This is a genomic window from Undibacterium sp. 5I2 (assembly GCF_035019605.1).
Classification (GTDB): domain Bacteria; phylum Pseudomonadota; class Gammaproteobacteria; order Burkholderiales; family Burkholderiaceae_D; genus Undibacterium.
The window spans coordinates 26,895-43,881 of record NZ_JASJVS010000022.1 but is presented as its reverse complement, the minus strand read 5'-3'; the positions used below and the strand labels follow the sequence as shown (position 1 = coordinate 43,881).

The following is a 16,987-nucleotide window of genomic DNA, read 5'->3' as shown; positions in this document are numbered from 1 at the left end:
GGTTTCAAACAAGGCATCTCGCATCAGCATGAGGCAATGGGCTGATGCGCGATCGCCTAGCGAGAATTAATGTACGAACTCCGTTTTTTTACATTATCGATCGGTGTAGTGAGCCAACCTTCTGCGTCTGCAATCACTTCGTTGAGCAGTGTTTCGTCTATTGGGTAACTGGCAAGAATGGCGGCGGGAGTGACGGAAGCAGTGGGAGCGGCGGGAGCGGCGGGAGCGGCGGGAGCGGCATTTTTTCCTAAGATCACCACTTTAATACCGCCATGCAGATTGGCATTGCTGTCTATCGTCGTATCGCTGTGAATGTCCCCTATCGTCGCCACCGCAGCAACGCTGTCGACCGCACCTGTTACTGCCGTCGCGCCGGCACCAGCAACTGTCACGTTCCCAGCACTCCGCACGCTGCCACTACTGGTGAGAGTCATCTTACCGACCGCGTTCAGCGTGGCACTACCGGAACCACCTCTAAGCGTACCAGCGATCGTGGCGTCGCCTCCGCTGGCCACACTGATACCGTTACTACCACTCAAGATGCTGCTCGCAGCCACAGTCACCGGTATGCCGAGAACGATCACTTGTTGACCTGCTTGCAGCGCGCTCGTACCCTTAGCTATTGTGTTACTCGTGACACTGCCTATCGTCACATTGCCGAGCGTAGAGTTCGCTGCACCAGCGACATCGGTCACCGTCGTGCCTGCCACCAGTACATTGCCATTGCTGCTGTTGACGCTGCCCGTTGCAGTTTCGATCACATTGCTACCGCTAACCAGCGCATCACCAACGCTGTTGACCACGCCGGCTACCGTCACATTCGCTGCGCCATTGATCTTGACGCTTTGTGCCGTCACGGTACCGCTGCTGCCCAAGGTGACCGGAGCGCTGCTGGCCGCATTGCCAATCGTGACCAGACCACCACTACTGTTCGCAGCACCATCGACTTCTGTACTATTAACACCGACTATCGTGACACCCGTTGCACCGGCTACGCTGCCGCCAGCAACCATCATCGCACCGGCTGCAGTCAAGTTCGCGCTACCAGCGCCACCACTGAGCGTACCGGCGATTGTGGCGTCACCTCCGCTGGTGACGCTGATACCGTTATTACCAGTTAAGGTGCTGTTCGCCGCCACCGTCAAAGGTATGCCGAGAATAATCACTTGTTGACCCGCAGTGAGTGCACTCGTACCCTCAACGGTCGTGCTACTCGTCACGCTGCCTATCGTCACATTGCCCGTTGTAGAGTTCGCCGCACCAGCAACATCAGTCACCGTCGTTCCTGCTATCAGCACATTACCAGCGCTGCTGTTGACGCTGCCGCTGGCTGCTTCCTGCACATTGCTACCGCTGACTAAGGCGTCGCCGACGCTGTTGACGACACCAGCTACCGTCACATTCGCTGCACCATTGATCTTGACGCTTTGCGCGGTCACAGTTCCAGTACTACCCAAGGTGACCGGTGCGTTGCTAGCCGCATTACCGATGGTGACCAGGCCACCGCTACTGTTCGCAGCACCATCCACTTCGGTACCGTTGACACCGACTATCGTCACACCTGTCGCTCCCGCTACGCTGCCGCCGGCCACCATCATCGCCCCGGCTGCATTCAAGCTCGCAGTACCAGCACCACCGCTGAGAGCGCCGGCGATTGTCGCATCGCCACCGCTGGTGACACTGATACCGTTATTACCGGTCAAGCTGCTGCCGGCCGCAATATTGACCGGTATGCCGAGTATGATTACTTGTTGACCTGCTGTGAGTGCGCTCGTGCCTTCGACTGTCGTATTACTCGTCACGCTGCCTATCGTCACATTGCCGAGCGTAGAGTTCGCCGCACCAGCAACATCAGTCACCGTCGTTCCTGCTATCAGCACATTACCAGCGCTGCTGTTGACGCTGCCGCTGGCTGCTTCCTGCATATTGCTACCGCTGACTAAGGCGTCGCCGACGCTGTTGACCACACCGGCTACCGTCACATTCGCGGCACCATTGATCTTGACGCTTTGCGCGGTCACAGTTCCAGTACTACCCAAGGTGACCGGTGCGTTGCTAGCCGCATTACCGATGGTGACCAGGCCACCGCTACTGTTCGCAGCACCATCCACTTCGGTACCGTTGACACCGACTATCGTCACACCTGTCGCTCCCGCTACGCTGCCGCCGGCCACCATCATCGCCCCGGCTGCATTCAAGCTCGCAGTACCAGCACCACCGCTGAGCGTTCCGGCGATTGTGGCGTCACCTCCGCTGGTGACGCTGATACCGTTATTACCAGTTAAGGTGCTGTTCGCCGCCACCGTCACCGGTATGCCGAGAATAATCACTTGTTGACCCGCAGTGAGTGCACTCGTACCCTCAACGGTCGTGCTACTCGTCACGCTGCCTATCGTCACATTGCCCGTTGCAGAGTTCGCTGCACCAGCAACATCAGTCACCGTCGTTCCTGCTATCAGCACATTACCAGCGCTGCTGTTGACGCTGCCGCTGGCTGCTTCCTGCACATTGCTACCGCTGACTAAGGCGTCGCCGACGCTGTTGACGACACCAGCTACCGTTACATTCGCGGCACCATTGATCTTGACACTTTGTGCCGTCACCGTTCCTGTGCTACCCAAGGTCACCGGTGCGCTGCTAGCCGCATTACCGATGGTGACCAGGCCACCGCTACTGTTCGCAGCACCATCAACTTCGGTACTATTAACACCGACTATCGTGACACCCGTTGCACCGGCTACGCTACCGCCAGCAACCATCATCGCACCGGCTGCATTCAAGTTCGCGCTACCAGCGCCACCACTGAGCGTACCGGCGATTGTGGCGTCACCTCCGCTGGTGACGCTGATACCGTTATTACCAGTTAAGGTGCTGTTCGCCGCCACCGTCAAAGGTATGCCGAGAATAATCACTTGTTGACCCGCAGTGAGTGCACTCGTACCCTCAACGGTCGTGCTACTCGTCACGCTGCCTATCGTCACATTGCCCGTTGTAGAGTTCGCCGCACCAGCAACATCAGTCACCGTCGTTCCTGCTATCAGCACATTACCAGCGCTGCTGTTGACGCTGCCGCTGGCTGCTTCCTGCACATTGCTACCGCTGACTAAGGCGTCGCCGACGCTGTTGACGACACCAGCTACCGTTACATTCGCGGCACCATTGATCTTGACACTTTGTGCCGTCACCGTTCCTATGCTACCCAAGGTCACCGGTGCGCTGCTAGCCGCATTACCGATGGTGACCAGGCCACCGCTGCTGTTAGCTGCACCATCAACTTCAGTGCTATTAACACCGACTATCGTGACACCCGTTGCACCGGCTACGCTGCCGCCAGCCACCATCATCGCACCCGCTGCATTCAAGTTCGCGCTACCAGCGCCACCACTGAGCGTGCCGGCGATGGTGGCATCACCACCGCTGGTGACGTTGATACCCTGTGCGCCGGTCAGTGTGCTGTTCGCCGCGATATTTACCGGTATGCCGAGAATGATCACTTGTTGACCGGCCTTCAGCGCACTCGTACCTTCCACTTTCGTGCTACTCGTGACACTACCTATGGTCACATTGTTTCCTGCGGAATTGGCCGCACCAGCGACATCAGTCACCGTCGTTCCTGCTATCAGCACATTACCAGCGCTGCTGTTGACGCTGCCGCTGGCTGCTTCCTGCACATTGCTACCGCTGACTAAGGCGTCGCCGACGCTGTTGACGACACCGGCTACCGTTACATTCGCGGCACCATTGATCTTGACACTTTGCGCGGTCACCGTGCCAGTACTACCCAAGGTGACCGGTGCGTTGCTGGCGGCATTACCAATCGTTACCAAGCCACCGCTGCTGTTCGCAGCACCATCAACTTCGGTACTATTAACACCGACTATCGTGACACCCGTTGCACCGGCTACGCTGCCGCCAGCAACCATCATCGCACCGGCTGCATTCAAGCTCGCAGTACCAGCACCACCGCTGAGAGCGCCGGCGATTGTCGCATCGCCACCGCTGGTGACACTGATACCGTTATTACCGGTCAAGCTGCTGCCGGCCGCAATATTGACCGGTATGCCGAGTATGATTACTTGTTGACCTGCTGTGAGTGCGCTCGTGCCTTCGACTGTCGTATTACTCGTCACGCTGCCTATCGTCACATTGCCGAGCGTAGAGTTCGCCGCACCAGCAACATCGGTCACCGTTGTTCCTGCCATCAGCACATTACCAGCGCTGCTGTTGACGCTGCCGCTGGCTGCTTCCTGCACATTGCTACCGCTGACTAAGGCGTCGCCGACGCTGTTGACGACACCAGCTACCGTTACATTCGCGGCACCATTGATCTTGACACTTTGTGCCGTCACCGTTCCTGTGCTACCCAAGGTCACCGGTGCGCTGCTAGCCGCATTACCGATGGTGACCAGGCCACCGCTACTGTTCGCAGCACCATCAACTTCGGTACTATTAACACCGACTATCGTGACACCCGTTGCACCGGCTACGCTGCCGCCGGCAACCATCATCGCACCGGCTGCATTCAAGCTCGCAGTACCAGCACCACCGCTGAGCGTACCGGCGATGGTGGCATCACCACCGCTGGTAACGCTGATACCGTTATTACCAGTTAAGGTGCTGTTCGCAGCCACCGTCACAGGTATGCCGAGAATGATCACTTGTTGACCCGCAGTGAGTGCGCTCGTGCCTTCGACTGTCGTATTACTCGTGACACTACCTATCGTCACATTGCCCGTTGTAGAGTTCGCCGCACCAGCAACATCGGTCACCGTTGTTCCTGCCATCAGCACATTACCAGCGCTGCTGTTGACGCTGCCGCTTGCCGCTTCTTGGACATTGCTACCGCTAACCAGTGCATCACCGACGCTGTTGACGACACCAGCTACCGTCACATTCGCGGCACCATTGATCTTGACGCTTTGCGCGGTCACAGTTCCAGTACTACCCAAGGTGACCGGTGCGTTGCTGGCGGCATTACCAATCGTTACCAAGCCACCGCTACTGTTCGCAGCACCATCAACTTCGGTGCTATTAACACCGACTATCGTGACACCCGTTGCACCGGCTACGCTGCCGCCGGCAACCATCATCGCACCCGCTGCATTCAAGTTCGCGCTACCAGCGCCACCACTGAGCGTGCCGGCGATGGTGGCATCACCACCGCTGGTGACGTTGATACCCTGTGCGCCGGTCAGTGTGCTGTTCGCCGCGATATTTACCGGTATGCCGAGAATGATCACTTGTTGACCGGCCTTCAGCGCACTCGTACTTTCCACTTTCGTGCTACTCGTGACACTACCTATGGTCACATTGTTTCCTGCGGAATTGGCCGCACCAGCGACATCAGTCACCGTCGTTCCTGCTATCAGCACATTACCAGCGCTGCTGTTGACGCTGCCGCTGGCTGCTTCCTGCACATTGCTACCGCTGACTAAGGCGTCGCCGACGCTGTTAACTACACCAGCTACCGTCACATTCGCTGCACCATTGATCTTGACGCTTTGTGCTGTCACTGTTCCTGTACTGCCCAAGGTCACCGGTGCGCTGCTAGCCGCATTACCGATGGTGACCAGGCCACCGCTGCTATTAGCTGCACCATCAACTTCAGTGCTATTAACACCGACTATCGTGACACCCGTTGCACCGGCTACGCTGCCGCCGGCAACCATCATCGCACCCGCTGCATTCAAGTTCGCGCTACCAGCGCCACCACTGAGCGTGCCGGCGATGGTGGCATCACCACCGCTGGTGACGTTGATACCCTGTGCGCCGGTCAGTGTGCTGTTCGCCGCGATATTTACCGGTATGCCGAGAATGATCACTTGTTGACCGGCCTTCAGCGCACTCGTACCTTCCACTTTCGTGCTACTCGTGACACTACCTATGGTCACATTGTTTCCTGCGGAATTAGCCGCACCAGCGACATCAGTCACCGTCGTTCCTGCTATCAGCACATTACCAGCGCTGCTGTTGACGCTGCCGCTGGCTGCTTCCTGCACATTGCTACCGCTGACTAAGGCGTCGCCGACGCTGTTAACTACACCAGCTACCGTCACATTCGCTGCACCATTGATCTTGACACTTTGCGCGGTCACTGTTCCTGTACTGCCCAAGGTGACCGGTGCGTTGCTGGCGGCATTACCAATCGTTACCAAGCCACCGCTACTGTTCGCAGCACCATCAACTTCGGTACTATTAACACCGACTATCGTGACACCCGTTGCACCGGCTACGCTACCGCCAGCAACCATCATCGCACCGGCTGCATTCAAGCTCGCAGCACCAGCACCACCGCTGAGCGTACCGGCGATGGTGGCGTCACCTCCGCTGATGACACTGATACCGTTATTACCAGTTAAGGTGCTATTCGCCGCCACCGTCACCGGTATGCCGAGAATAATCACTTGTTGACCGGCTGTGAGAGCACTCGTACCCTCAACGGTCGTGCTACTCGTCACGCTGCCTATCGTCACATTGCCCGTTGTAGAGTTCGCCGCACCAGCAACATCAGTCACCGTCGTTCCTGCCATCAGCACATTACCAGCGCTGCTGTTGACGCTGCCGCTGGCTGCTTCCTGCACATTGCTACCGCTGACTAAGGCATCACCGACGCTGTTGACGACACCGGCTACCGTTACATTCGCGGCACCATTGATCTTGACACTTTGCGCGGTCACCGTGCCAGTACTACCCAAGGTGACCGGTGCGTTGCTGGCGGCATTACCAATCGTTACCAAGCCACCGCTGCTGTTAGCTGCACCATCAACTTCGGTGCTATTAACACCGACTATCGTGACACCCGTTGCACCGGCTACGCTACCGCCAGCAACCATCATCGCACCGGCTGCATTCAAGCTCGCAGCACCAGCACCACCGCTGAGCGTACCGGCGATGGTGGCGTCACCTCCGCTGATGACACTGATACCGTTATTACCAGTTAAGGTGCTATTCGCCGCCACCGTCACCGGTATGCCGAGAATAATCACTTGTTGACCGGCTGTGAGAGCACTCGTACCCTCAACGGTCGTGCTACTCGTGACACTACCTATGGTCACATTGTTTCCTGCGGAATTGGCCGCACCAGCGACATCAGTCACCGTCGTTCCTGCTATCAGCACATTACCAGCGCTGCTGCTGATGCTGCCGCTAGCTGTTTCCGTCAAAGAGTTAGCCGTGATACTGGTGCCGGCAACACTGTGAACCGTCCCACTGACCGACACTGGCCCGCTGGTAGCAATACTCACAGTTTGTCCGCTCAATGTCCCAGTAACATTGAAGGGAACGGTAGCGCTGGTGGAGCTGATGCTGATGCCCTTGGTAAAATTGACCGTATTACCTGGATTAAAATTCACGCCACTCGCTTGACTGAGATCGATAGCAAATATATTTGCCCCGCCCAAGGCCGTCAAAAATCCATCACTGATGCCCGAGGTATCATTGGCCTTCGCCGCGGCACCACCGACATCGACTACCACGCCAACCGGCGTGAAAATAACGGTACCGCCGACATTGAAATGATTGAGTGCAGGGTTATTGACACCGGTATTTTGTATGATGCCACTGCCCTCCAGTGTCAGATTATTATGGGCGTTAATCGTCAATTGATTGAGCACCAGTTCTGACGATTTCAACTTGTCGTTATTCGTCGTCAGCGAAACATTGTTCCCGCCGATAGTTCCATACAAGCCCACATCCAAACCGGTATTTTTATACGTGCCGGTGGTGATATCGTAAATATTATTAACCGGCATATGAATATTGACATCACCATTCACCGCCACGATGCTATCGGTGAGGTCAATCATACGAAACGGTGCGGCATTGCGGTAGACGTCACCGGCGGCGGCATCGATGGTGATATTGCCGCTGCCATTTTGTAAAATATGGCTGCTATTGCGCACGTAGATCGCTGTATTGTTTACCGGCCCACCGCCATCGCCGGCCACACCAAGACGCTGATGCGAATTAATCAACGTAATATCTCCACTGCCATCATGCTGTATCGTCGAGGCATTGTTGATATACATACCGTAGTTGGTGAAGGTGGCATTGTTATCATGCGAGAGCGTGATATTAATAGGCTTGCTGCCGGTCGCCTTGATGGTTGACGCAGACAAAAACATGTCGCTGTATTGACCAGCGCTGGCAGTATTGGCGTCGAAGTTTCCATTGATGGTGACGCCGCCGGCCGCCACAGCAATGTTGGAGCTGTTAATAGAGAGAATACTGTTACCCACATCAACCGTTGATTTTGAACTGCTGGCATTGAGATTGAAATCGCCGCCTTGTGTCGAAATTTGACCGTTATTCATATACATGCTGCTGATACCGAGTGTGCCACCGACCCCGCCGTTGAAATTGACGTTGCCACCATTCGTTTGTATGGTCTGCACACCGGCCACGCCATTGATGCTTAAACCACCCAGATCGGTGATGAGGCTGCTGTTGGCGCGCGTATTGAGTGCGACATTGAGCGTACCGATGCCGCTGGCAAGAATGCGGGCGCCGGCATCGAGAGTAATATTTTGGTCGGCATTGACGGTCAAATTCGTGTTTCCACCCAAAGTTTTATTAATGATCGCTGCACCGCCTGCATCGGCTGTGCCGCTGAAAAGCACATTGCCGACGTTACCAGTCGTGTTATTGATATGCGTATCGATCACGACATTGGTACCGCCATTCAAGGCGGCATTGATATCCCCATCTTTAACGCTGCTAACATTAAAACCACCACCGCTGGCAGCACCAGAAACGATAGTAATATTTGTCGGATCCATCAACCAAGTGCCGTTGCTAGCGCTGTGATTGCGTGCGCTCGCATCGACGCTGATGTCGGCGACATTCAAGCTCTGCTTACCGGAGGTTTCTACCAAACCACCATCCCCACCGAGCAGCCCGCCGCGTGCGGTCAGCGTCCCGCCGGCATGGGTTTGCTTATCAGACCAAACGATAATTTCACCACCATGACCATACTCCAGCGCATCGGCATGCAGTGTTGCACCGGGCGCGACAGTCGTCGTTAAGGCATTGGGCAGGTCGGCATTTTTCCCTTGATAGCCACCGCCTAGAAATATACTGCCGCCGCCTAACCTGCCGGAAGTATTGAGCTGTGCCGTGCTGGTCAGGGTGAGCGTTTCTCCCAGTATCTGAACTTGCCCGCCCTTACCATAGTTGGCGTCTTGCTGCGCGTTTTGCCAGCGTTTTTGCGTACTCGGATCAGGTAAATTGATCGATGCTAACGCAGCGGCGTTGGTGGCTGTAATCGTGCCATCAACATACGCCGTGCCACTGGCTTTAATCACCACCTCACCATGTTCATTGAGCGCCGCAGTATTGGCATTAATAAGCCCCGATACTTGGATGTCATGCGCAATCAAGGCCGCCTTCAAGCCATTGCCAAGCAATGACCCCAGATTAATCACTTTATTGTCCGGTGCCGTCACCACCAGTGACAAGGCCGGATTATAGATATCGACTAAGGTGACACTTTGACCGGCCAATAACATGATGCTGCCGTGATCGGCTTTGATGATGCCATTATTTTGTACCGTGTTGCCGAGCAAGGCGATACTGCCGGCATTGCTGATCAGCGTGCCGTTGTTGGTGACGTTTTCTCCCAGGCCGTTTTTTTGAAATGAATAATTCCCATTAAGAAAATCTTTATCACTCAATGCCAGCGTTGATGCCACTAAGCCCGCCGTATCGACGCGCGCACCGGCACCGAATACGATGCCGTTAGGATTGATTAAAAATACCCGCCCATTCGAAGTCAGCGTACCCAAGATGCTGCTCGGTGCGACGCCACTGACACGGTTCAATACCGCGCTATTGGCATTCTGCTGGGCAAATCGGACGACCTCATCGACAGCAATATTGAAGCCATTCCATTTAATGATGGCATTCGGGCTATTGGTCACCGTCATCACCTTACCGTTTTGCGTGATCACCACTTGACCATTGACGATGGTCGCATTCAAAGGCGTGACACCGATCGCTGCAGTGGGCATGAAACACAGGGAAATGCTCAGTATGCTTGGCCGAAAATTGAATCGGCAAACAAGCAGGTGACGACTATTTTTCATGGAATTCTCTCAGCAGTTGATTGGAGGAAACCAAACAAAAGAAACTGATAAAAATAAGCTGATGTAAAAAGATCTATCTCAGATATTTAGCGACCGCGCAAAATAATTGTCAATTTTAAAATATTAAAAATATAGAAAAATAGGCTATTTGTTGACCGTTCAGCACATCAAGAATAATTTCGTCGCAAGCCAGCAACAGGGGCGAAAAATTAAATTTCTGAGTGGGAAATTTCACTGCACGCGGAGTTTACCCACAGCATTTTTTTAAATGCTGTGTCGCAATTTATGGAAATTACTTGAAGGAAAATTGATACTGAGAAAATTTTTTCACCAAAAAAATTCAGCATTAATTTGAGAGGAATGATTGTAGCCTGCTGGAAAAACTTTCAGCCTTCCAACACGACCCGGCGCATCTTACGCGCGATGCGATACAACACCAACAGCGTCAGCACCGCGCACACCAAGGCGGCCGCCAGCAACGCCGCCAGTGTGGGTGGCTGTCCCTTCAGCACTTGGTTCATCATTTGGTTTTGCGCCAGCACCGGCAGCCATTGAAACCAAGTCGGTTCGCGGCCGGGGAACAGCACAGGCAGTAAACTGACCAAGGGTATCAAGATCGTCACGAGCTGATTTCTGACTTGCGCTTCCTTGTAAGTTTTACAGTCGAGTGCAATCGCAATTTGTAGTGCCGCCACTAAGGCCGCCAGCGGCAGCAGGATTAATAAAAAATTCCCCGCATCAGCTGGACCGAACTGGAACTCGGCACGCAGGGTATCACTGCGCAGCAGCCACTGCGCCGGAAAAAAACTGGCGATTGTTAAGCTTGCCACAGTCCAACTCAGCAGTGTCACCGCGCCCCATTTACCGAGCGCCAATTGCGTACCGCTCAAGGGATTCATCATCAAGGGTTCGAGTGAACCGCGCTCGCGTTCGCCGGCCGTGCTATCGATGGCAGCGACCATGCCACTGATGACGATGGCCATCATGACCATCATCGGCAACATTTCGGTCAAGCTGCCTTTGCGGCTTTCGGCCGCCTGCACATTGCGTTCGCGGATCTCTACCATCTGCAGCAATTCTGTCGATACGCCACGCAGGCTCAGCAAACGCAGCGTGGTTTCCTGCGCATAGGCAGTCAACAAGCGGCGCAGTGCGCGGACTCCGAACTGGGCCGGGCGGTTGCCGCTGTCATAGGCAATTTCCAAACTGACTTTTTCACCGGCGGCGAGTTTTTTTGAAAAATCGGCCGGTATGATTAAGACCGGCGCGTCGAGTTCTTTACTGCGCGATTTAGCGACATAATCGGCCGGTGCCGGCACAATTTGATAAGCATTGCGTAAGATGAAATTTTCCAATTCGGGTGCCGCTGCGATACCAACTACCAGCACACTGCGACGCTCGTCTTGGCTTTCCATTTGGGCCAGCAGAACTGAAAAAATCAATAACAATAAAGGCACGGCCAACATGGAACTGAGCAGTGCGGTCAACAAAGTGCGGCGGTCACGCAGCGCATCGAGCAATTCTTTGCGCACGATAATCAGGCTGCGTTTCATCGTCCCCCCGCGCGCTCGGCCATCGTATCGGCGAACGCCAGCTTGACGAAGGCATCTTCAAAATCTGCTTCCTGCGCCTGCGCCAGTAATTGTGCCACGCTACCCTCGGCGACGGTGCGACCGGCGGCAATCACCACCACGCGATCGCACAAACGCTCAACCTCGGGCATGATATGAGTAGAAAAAATAATGCATTTTCCACCGCCTTCGGGCGCACGTAGCCAACGTAAAAATTCGCGCAAAGCACGATTGGCGAGCACATCAAGACCATTGGTCGGTTCATCGAGAATAATATTGTGCGGATCATGCACTAAGGCGCGTGCCAGCGCCGTTTTCATGCGTTCACCCTGACTGAAACCAGCACAGCGACGCTCGAGCAAATGGCCCATATCGAGCCAGTGCGCCAGTTGCTCACAGCGTCGTCGCGCCGCCGCCGCCGACATGCCATGCAATAAGCCGTAGTATTCAATGTTTTCGCGCGCGCTTAAGCGTGGGTACAAACCGCGGGCGTCAGATAAAATTCCTAACCGCGCTTGCGTGCTCACCTGTCCGGCACAAACGGCTAGGCCATCGACGCGCAGCGTGCCGCGATCGGGTGCCAGCAAACCGGCCACCATGCGCAGGGCGGTGGTTTTGCCGGCACCATTGGCCCCCAATAAGCCGGTGATGCAGCCGTCCTCGGCACGCAGGCTCAGGCCATTGACGGCCGCGACCGTGGCAGCATGGCCGCGCCCGAACCAGCCCATCACACCAGGGGCCGGCAGCCTAAAGTGTTTAACGACATCATCGATTTCTATCATGGCAAACCCGCCGGTGTCAGCGGCTGCCACGCCAGCGCGCGCGGAATCGGCCGCAGGCAGCCGGTACCAAGTTCAAGGGCAGCGGCAGCCGTGGCGGCATCGATGAAATGAAATACCAGCTCACGCACACAGCCTTGTGCCAGCATGCCGTGGCCGGCATGCTCTAGTGTCAGATGCAAGGCGAGTGGGCCGAGTGCCGCGCTGACCGCGGCACCATGCCGTATCGGCGTGACCGGATCGATGCCGCCGCTCAGTAGCAATACCGGTGAGGCGGCCGCAGGCAGTGTAAAAAAACCTGCCGGGATGTTGGCACGCGGCCAGTCGCGGCAGACTTGATCGTAAAACTGCCGAGTATTGGCATCGAAGTCATCCTGCGGTGCGGCCAAGGGGCGCGCATAGGCTTCGCTACACCAAACTGAGAAGTGCATGCCGTCGGCGATTGCGCCGGCAGTTGCGGCATTGGTGGCGGCACTGACGGTGATGAGCGGGGCGAAGTCACCGCGCCACGCGGCACTGATTAAATACGGTAAGGCGGCCGCCTGCTCGGCTTGGTACAAACTGGTTTGTACCAGATTGAGCAAGATTTCTCGCCGCATCGTCAACTGCAGGGGGGTGCCCAGGCGGGGATGGGTCAGGCGTATCGGACGGGGCAAGCTATTGAGCAATTCTTTCCAGCGCCGCGGCAAGTCCGGATAGCTGGCACCACAGGCTGCTTGTTTAGCGCAATCGGCAAACACGGCATCGAGCGCCACTTGCGCATCCTGATTCGGCAAGCCCAAGCTCGGTGCTACCACGCCATCGAGCACCAAACGCCGCAGCGCCTGCGGGAATTGGCGCTGGTATTCCAAACCGACCCGGCTACCGTAAGAGATACCGAGCACATTGATACGCGGATAGCTTAATTGCAAGCGCACCGCCTCGATATCTTGCACGGCAATGCTGGTGCTGAAAAAACGCAAATCGCCATACGGCAAGCTTTGCAATTGTTGCAGGCAGGATCGCGCTTGCGCCAAGCTTTGCGGCAAACTGGCCAAGCCGGCATCGCCTGCCGAGCTCGGACAATTCAGCGGCGCGCTGCGGCCAGTGCCACGCTGATCGATGAACACCAAGTCACGACGCTGATTGAGCCGACCCAACAAGGCCTGAGCAGTGGCTGCCAGCGCGATGGCACTCTGACCTGGCCCACCGGCCAGCAGAAACACGGCATCGCTGAGTTTATTTTTATCTTGCGAGGGCAGCACCACGTAGTGCACGGTGATTTTCTTGCCCTGCGGCGCAGCTGGGTCGAGCGCACGCTCAATCTGACCGCAGCGTACTTCTTGCGGAAAATCGGGCAAGCGACAGGCGCGCAGCACCGTGCCAGCCTGCACCGGCAAGCCAGCACAGGCGAATAACAAGACGACGAGCAGGTGGCGCAAGGACACGGTCAGCTCCCGCTGATTAAGAAGGATAGCCAGCCGGCTCGGCTTCGTGCTGTAGCGATAACAACAGTGTCTTGATCGGTGCCGGCAAGGCCGCCGTCGCCAGCTCGCTTAAATTGGTCCACACATACTGGTCTTGTCCGGCAAAATGATAGCGTTGGTGCAACTCAACCAAACAAGGCTGTATGTGTAATTTGAAATGGGTAAACACATGCTCTATCGGTGGCAAGGGGCGCAAGGCTGCGGCTTGGCCGAAGCGGGCAATCAACGTGTGTAAGGCCGGGTCGAGCTGGGCCGCGGCGTGCGTAGCCTCATCGTGTTCCTGCATACCATCAAATTCCGGCAACGATAACAAGCCACCCCAGATACCGCTGTCAGGGCGGCGTTCCAGCAAAACCTGGCGATCGTTGATCATTACCAGCATCAAGGCTTGCTTGTGCCTTTGCGCTTTTTTTGGTTTTCTGGTCGGCAGTTCTGCGGTACGATCTTGCGCATAAGCTACACAGCGGGCTTGCATAGGACAAATCCCACATTGCGGTCGACTACGGGTGCAGACGGTGGCACCGAGGTCCATCAAGCCTTGCGTATAGGCTTCAATTTCAGTCTCTGGCAACAAGGCTTCGGCACGTTGCCACATCAGGGTTTCAACCGGCTTGCTGCCGGGATAACCGGCAATACCAAACACTCGGGCAAACACCCGCTTCACATTACCGTCGAGAATAGCCGCCACGGTGCCATAAGAAAATGCCGTAATCGCTGCGGCAGTCGAGCGACCGATGCCAGGCAATTGCGCCAGCAAGCCTGGATCGGCTGGAAATTCGCCGGCATACTCAGCCACCACTTGTTTGGCGCATTGGTGTAAATTCCGCGCCCGCGTGTAGTAGCCGAGGCCGCTCCAATGCTCCATCACCGCTTGCGCCGGTGCGGCTGCCAGCGCTTGTACGGTGGGAAAGCTGTGCAAAAATTTTTGATAATACGGAATCACCGCCGTCACCTGGGTTTGCTGCAGCATGATTTCTGACAGCCAAACGCGGTAGGCGGCGCGGCTTTGTTGCCAAGGCAAGGCATGCCGACCGGCGCTTTTTTGCCACCTTATCAGGGCGTGGGAAAAACTCGGATCGAGATACTCAGGGTGGGTGAATTGGGCGGCGGCGACGGCCGCAATACGAGCTTTCATTAAATCAGGCAGCAATCTTCAACTTATTCAAATCGGCAAACAAAGCATTTTTTAAATTCTCTTCAAGCAAAGTCAGCTGGGCTTTTTGCGCATCGACTTCTTGCTGCATCGTTACGAATGAGGCAATTCTATCTTCCAAGCTATCGGTGGCAACATGGATGCGCTGTATCGATTGCATGCGGTTTTTCAATTGCCCCTTATGCTCACGAATTTGCGCTTCCAGCGGTGCCATCACTACCTTTTGCCAAGCTTCGACATCTTTATTGGCTTGTAAAAAATTTTGCTTCACACGGGCCGCAACCGAATCAAAAAATTTATGCACCAAAGCCACGCGTGTATTGGTCAGCATGGTGGTAGTGGAAAATTGCTTTTGATAAACAGCTTCGATGGCCTCAAGTTCTTTGATGTACTTATCGAGCGAAAATGGCATCGGCGCAGTCAGTGCCAAGCCATGTTCGGTGGAAAATTTTCTATACATGACGACCATCATCTCGGAAATTTCATCGGTCTTTTGATTTGAGGTGAGTAAATTAAGCTTAATCTGTGCAAAAAATTGTCTGACTGCTTCACGCAAGCCCATAGACAAATAACTGTTTTCCATGGCCGAGCGCGTTTTGCGTATTTCTTCGCGCAAAATATCCATGCCCAAGCTGGTATACACCTCAGTCGACAAGCGCGTAAACACGGCACGGGTGCCCTGCATACGTATCAAACTGGCATCGAATTCTTTTTTCTCGGCATCGACTCGACGCATCATGTGTTCGATCACATTCATGTTTTTGCCGCGCAAACTCGTGAGTTCCAACATTTGCTCGACCACGCTGCGACTGCGCGCCGCGACCAGCGCTTGCTGTGCGTGGGTGATTTCATGAATTTCCGCAACCATTTGGGCCCGAATGATGTCCTGCTTGGAGGGAATCAATTCCTTCGATAAAGCATATTCCAGCGTCGGTAAACGGCTCTTGGCCAGCAGCGGTGCATCCTTATTGATTTTTGCCACCAAGCCTTTTTGTGCCGAGACGGGAAACACTTGCTTCTCTCCCAGTCCCAAGGTGTGCGCGACGGTGCTGACTTGGCGTACCAATTGCGCTTCGATTTCTTCCGGCGTGCGCAATTCATCCCACATGCTGTCGATTTTATTGAGCACCACCATACGACCTGGCCCGCTGCCTATGTGATTGCGCCAGACATCGATATCGCTCTTGGTCACGCCTGTATCGGCGGCCAAGATGAACAACACGGCGTGGGCATTCGGGATCAGATTGAGGGTCAGCTCGGGTTCGGTACCGATGGCGTTGAGCCCTGGGGTATCGACTATGATCAAGCCCTCTTTGAGTAAAGGATGGGGGAAATTGACGATGGCATGGCGCCAGCGGGAAATTTCAACCAAGCCATCACTATCCATCTCCAGCGCGGCATCAGGGTCTTCTTCATCGAATAAGCCATACGACTTGGCAATTTCGACACTGACCTTTTTGGTCAGGCTGACTTGTTTGAAGGCTTCAAGCATACCATCGCCGGACTGTATATTCAGCGGCAAGACCGTCCAAACATGACTTTGGCCTTTGTATTCACTGGTCGATTGCGCTTGGGCGCGGGTTTCTATCGGCAGTAGACGAATACAAGGAGGAATCGTGTCGTCGTACAGTAACTCGGTCGGGCACATGGTGGTGCGACCGGCCGAAGAGGGCAAAATACGTTGGCCGTAGTCGGCGAAAAAAATTGCATTGATCAATTCCGATTTGCCGCGCGAAAACTCGGCGACAAAGGCAATCGTCAGTTTATCATCGACCAAGCGCTCCATGAGTCGTAACAGACGTTGGTCTGCCGCGGCGTCGGCCAAATCCGATCCATTTATCCAGGCACGATATTGCTCGAGGGTGGAGGCGACACCTCGGCGCCATTCGCTGTACTCTTGGAATTTTTGAACCAGATTGCTCATGTTTCCCTCAGT

At 55.2% G+C, this 16,987-nt stretch carries 6 protein-coding genes; all 6 read right to left on the bottom strand.

Annotated features, from left to right (window positions below; all coding sequences use genetic code 11):
• Positions 1-56: 56 nt before the first annotated feature.
• Positions 57-10,082 (bottom strand): hypothetical protein, encoded by a 10,026-nt coding sequence (locus QN359_RS09740; protein WP_322249784.1) that lies wholly within the window; start codon positions 10,080-10,082, stop codon positions 57-59.
• A 386-nt stretch (positions 10,083-10,468) separates the two neighbouring features.
• Positions 10,469-11,635 (bottom strand): ABC transporter permease, encoded by a 1,167-nt coding sequence (locus QN359_RS09735; RefSeq protein WP_322249785.1) that lies wholly within the window; start codon positions 11,633-11,635, stop codon positions 10,469-10,471.
• Positions 11,632-12,435 carry an ATP-binding cassette domain-containing protein gene (locus QN359_RS09730; protein WP_322249786.1) on the bottom strand — a complete coding sequence of 268 codons (804 nt, stop codon included), beginning with the start codon at positions 12,433-12,435 and terminating at the stop codon, positions 11,632-11,634. The genes QN359_RS09735 and QN359_RS09730 overlap by 4 nt, the downstream gene beginning before the upstream one ends.
• Positions 12,432-13,859, bottom strand: coding sequence for an alpha/beta hydrolase (locus QN359_RS09725; protein WP_322249788.1), 1,428 nt, complete (start codon positions 13,857-13,859; stop codon positions 12,432-12,434). Before QN359_RS09725 ends, QN359_RS09730 begins: the two co-directional genes overlap by 4 nt.
• Before the next feature lie 16 nt (positions 13,860-13,875).
• The gene (gene mutY / locus QN359_RS09720) at positions 13,876-15,033 is read right to left on the bottom strand and encodes an A/G-specific adenine glycosylase (protein ID WP_322249789.1); all 1,158 of its coding nucleotides are present in this window, start codon (positions 15,031-15,033) and stop codon (positions 13,876-13,878) included.
• 4 nt (positions 15,034-15,037) lie between these two features.
• On the bottom strand, positions 15,038-16,975 hold the full coding sequence (locus QN359_RS09715; protein ID WP_322249790.1) for a dynamin family protein: 1,938 nt from the start codon (positions 16,973-16,975) through the stop codon (positions 15,038-15,040).
• Positions 16,976-16,987: the final 12 nt, after the last annotated feature.

Coding starts and splice junctions, on each gene's coding strand:
- QN359_RS09740 (WP_322249784.1), bottom strand. CDS start 10,082: ATGAAAAATAGTCGTCACCTGCTTGTTTGCCGATTCAATTTTCGGCCA.
- QN359_RS09735 (WP_322249785.1), bottom strand. CDS start 11,635: ATGAAACGCAGCCTGATTATCGTGCGCAAAGAATTGCTCGATGCGCTG.
- QN359_RS09730 (WP_322249786.1), bottom strand. CDS start 12,435: ATGATAGAAATCGATGATGTCGTTAAACACTTTAGGCTGCCGGCCCCT.
- mutY (WP_322249789.1), bottom strand. CDS start 15,033: ATGAAAGCTCGTATTGCGGCCGTCGCCGCCGCCCAATTCACCCACCCT.
- QN359_RS09715 (WP_322249790.1), bottom strand. CDS start 16,975: ATGAGCAATCTGGTTCAAAAATTCCAAGAGTACAGCGAATGGCGCCGA.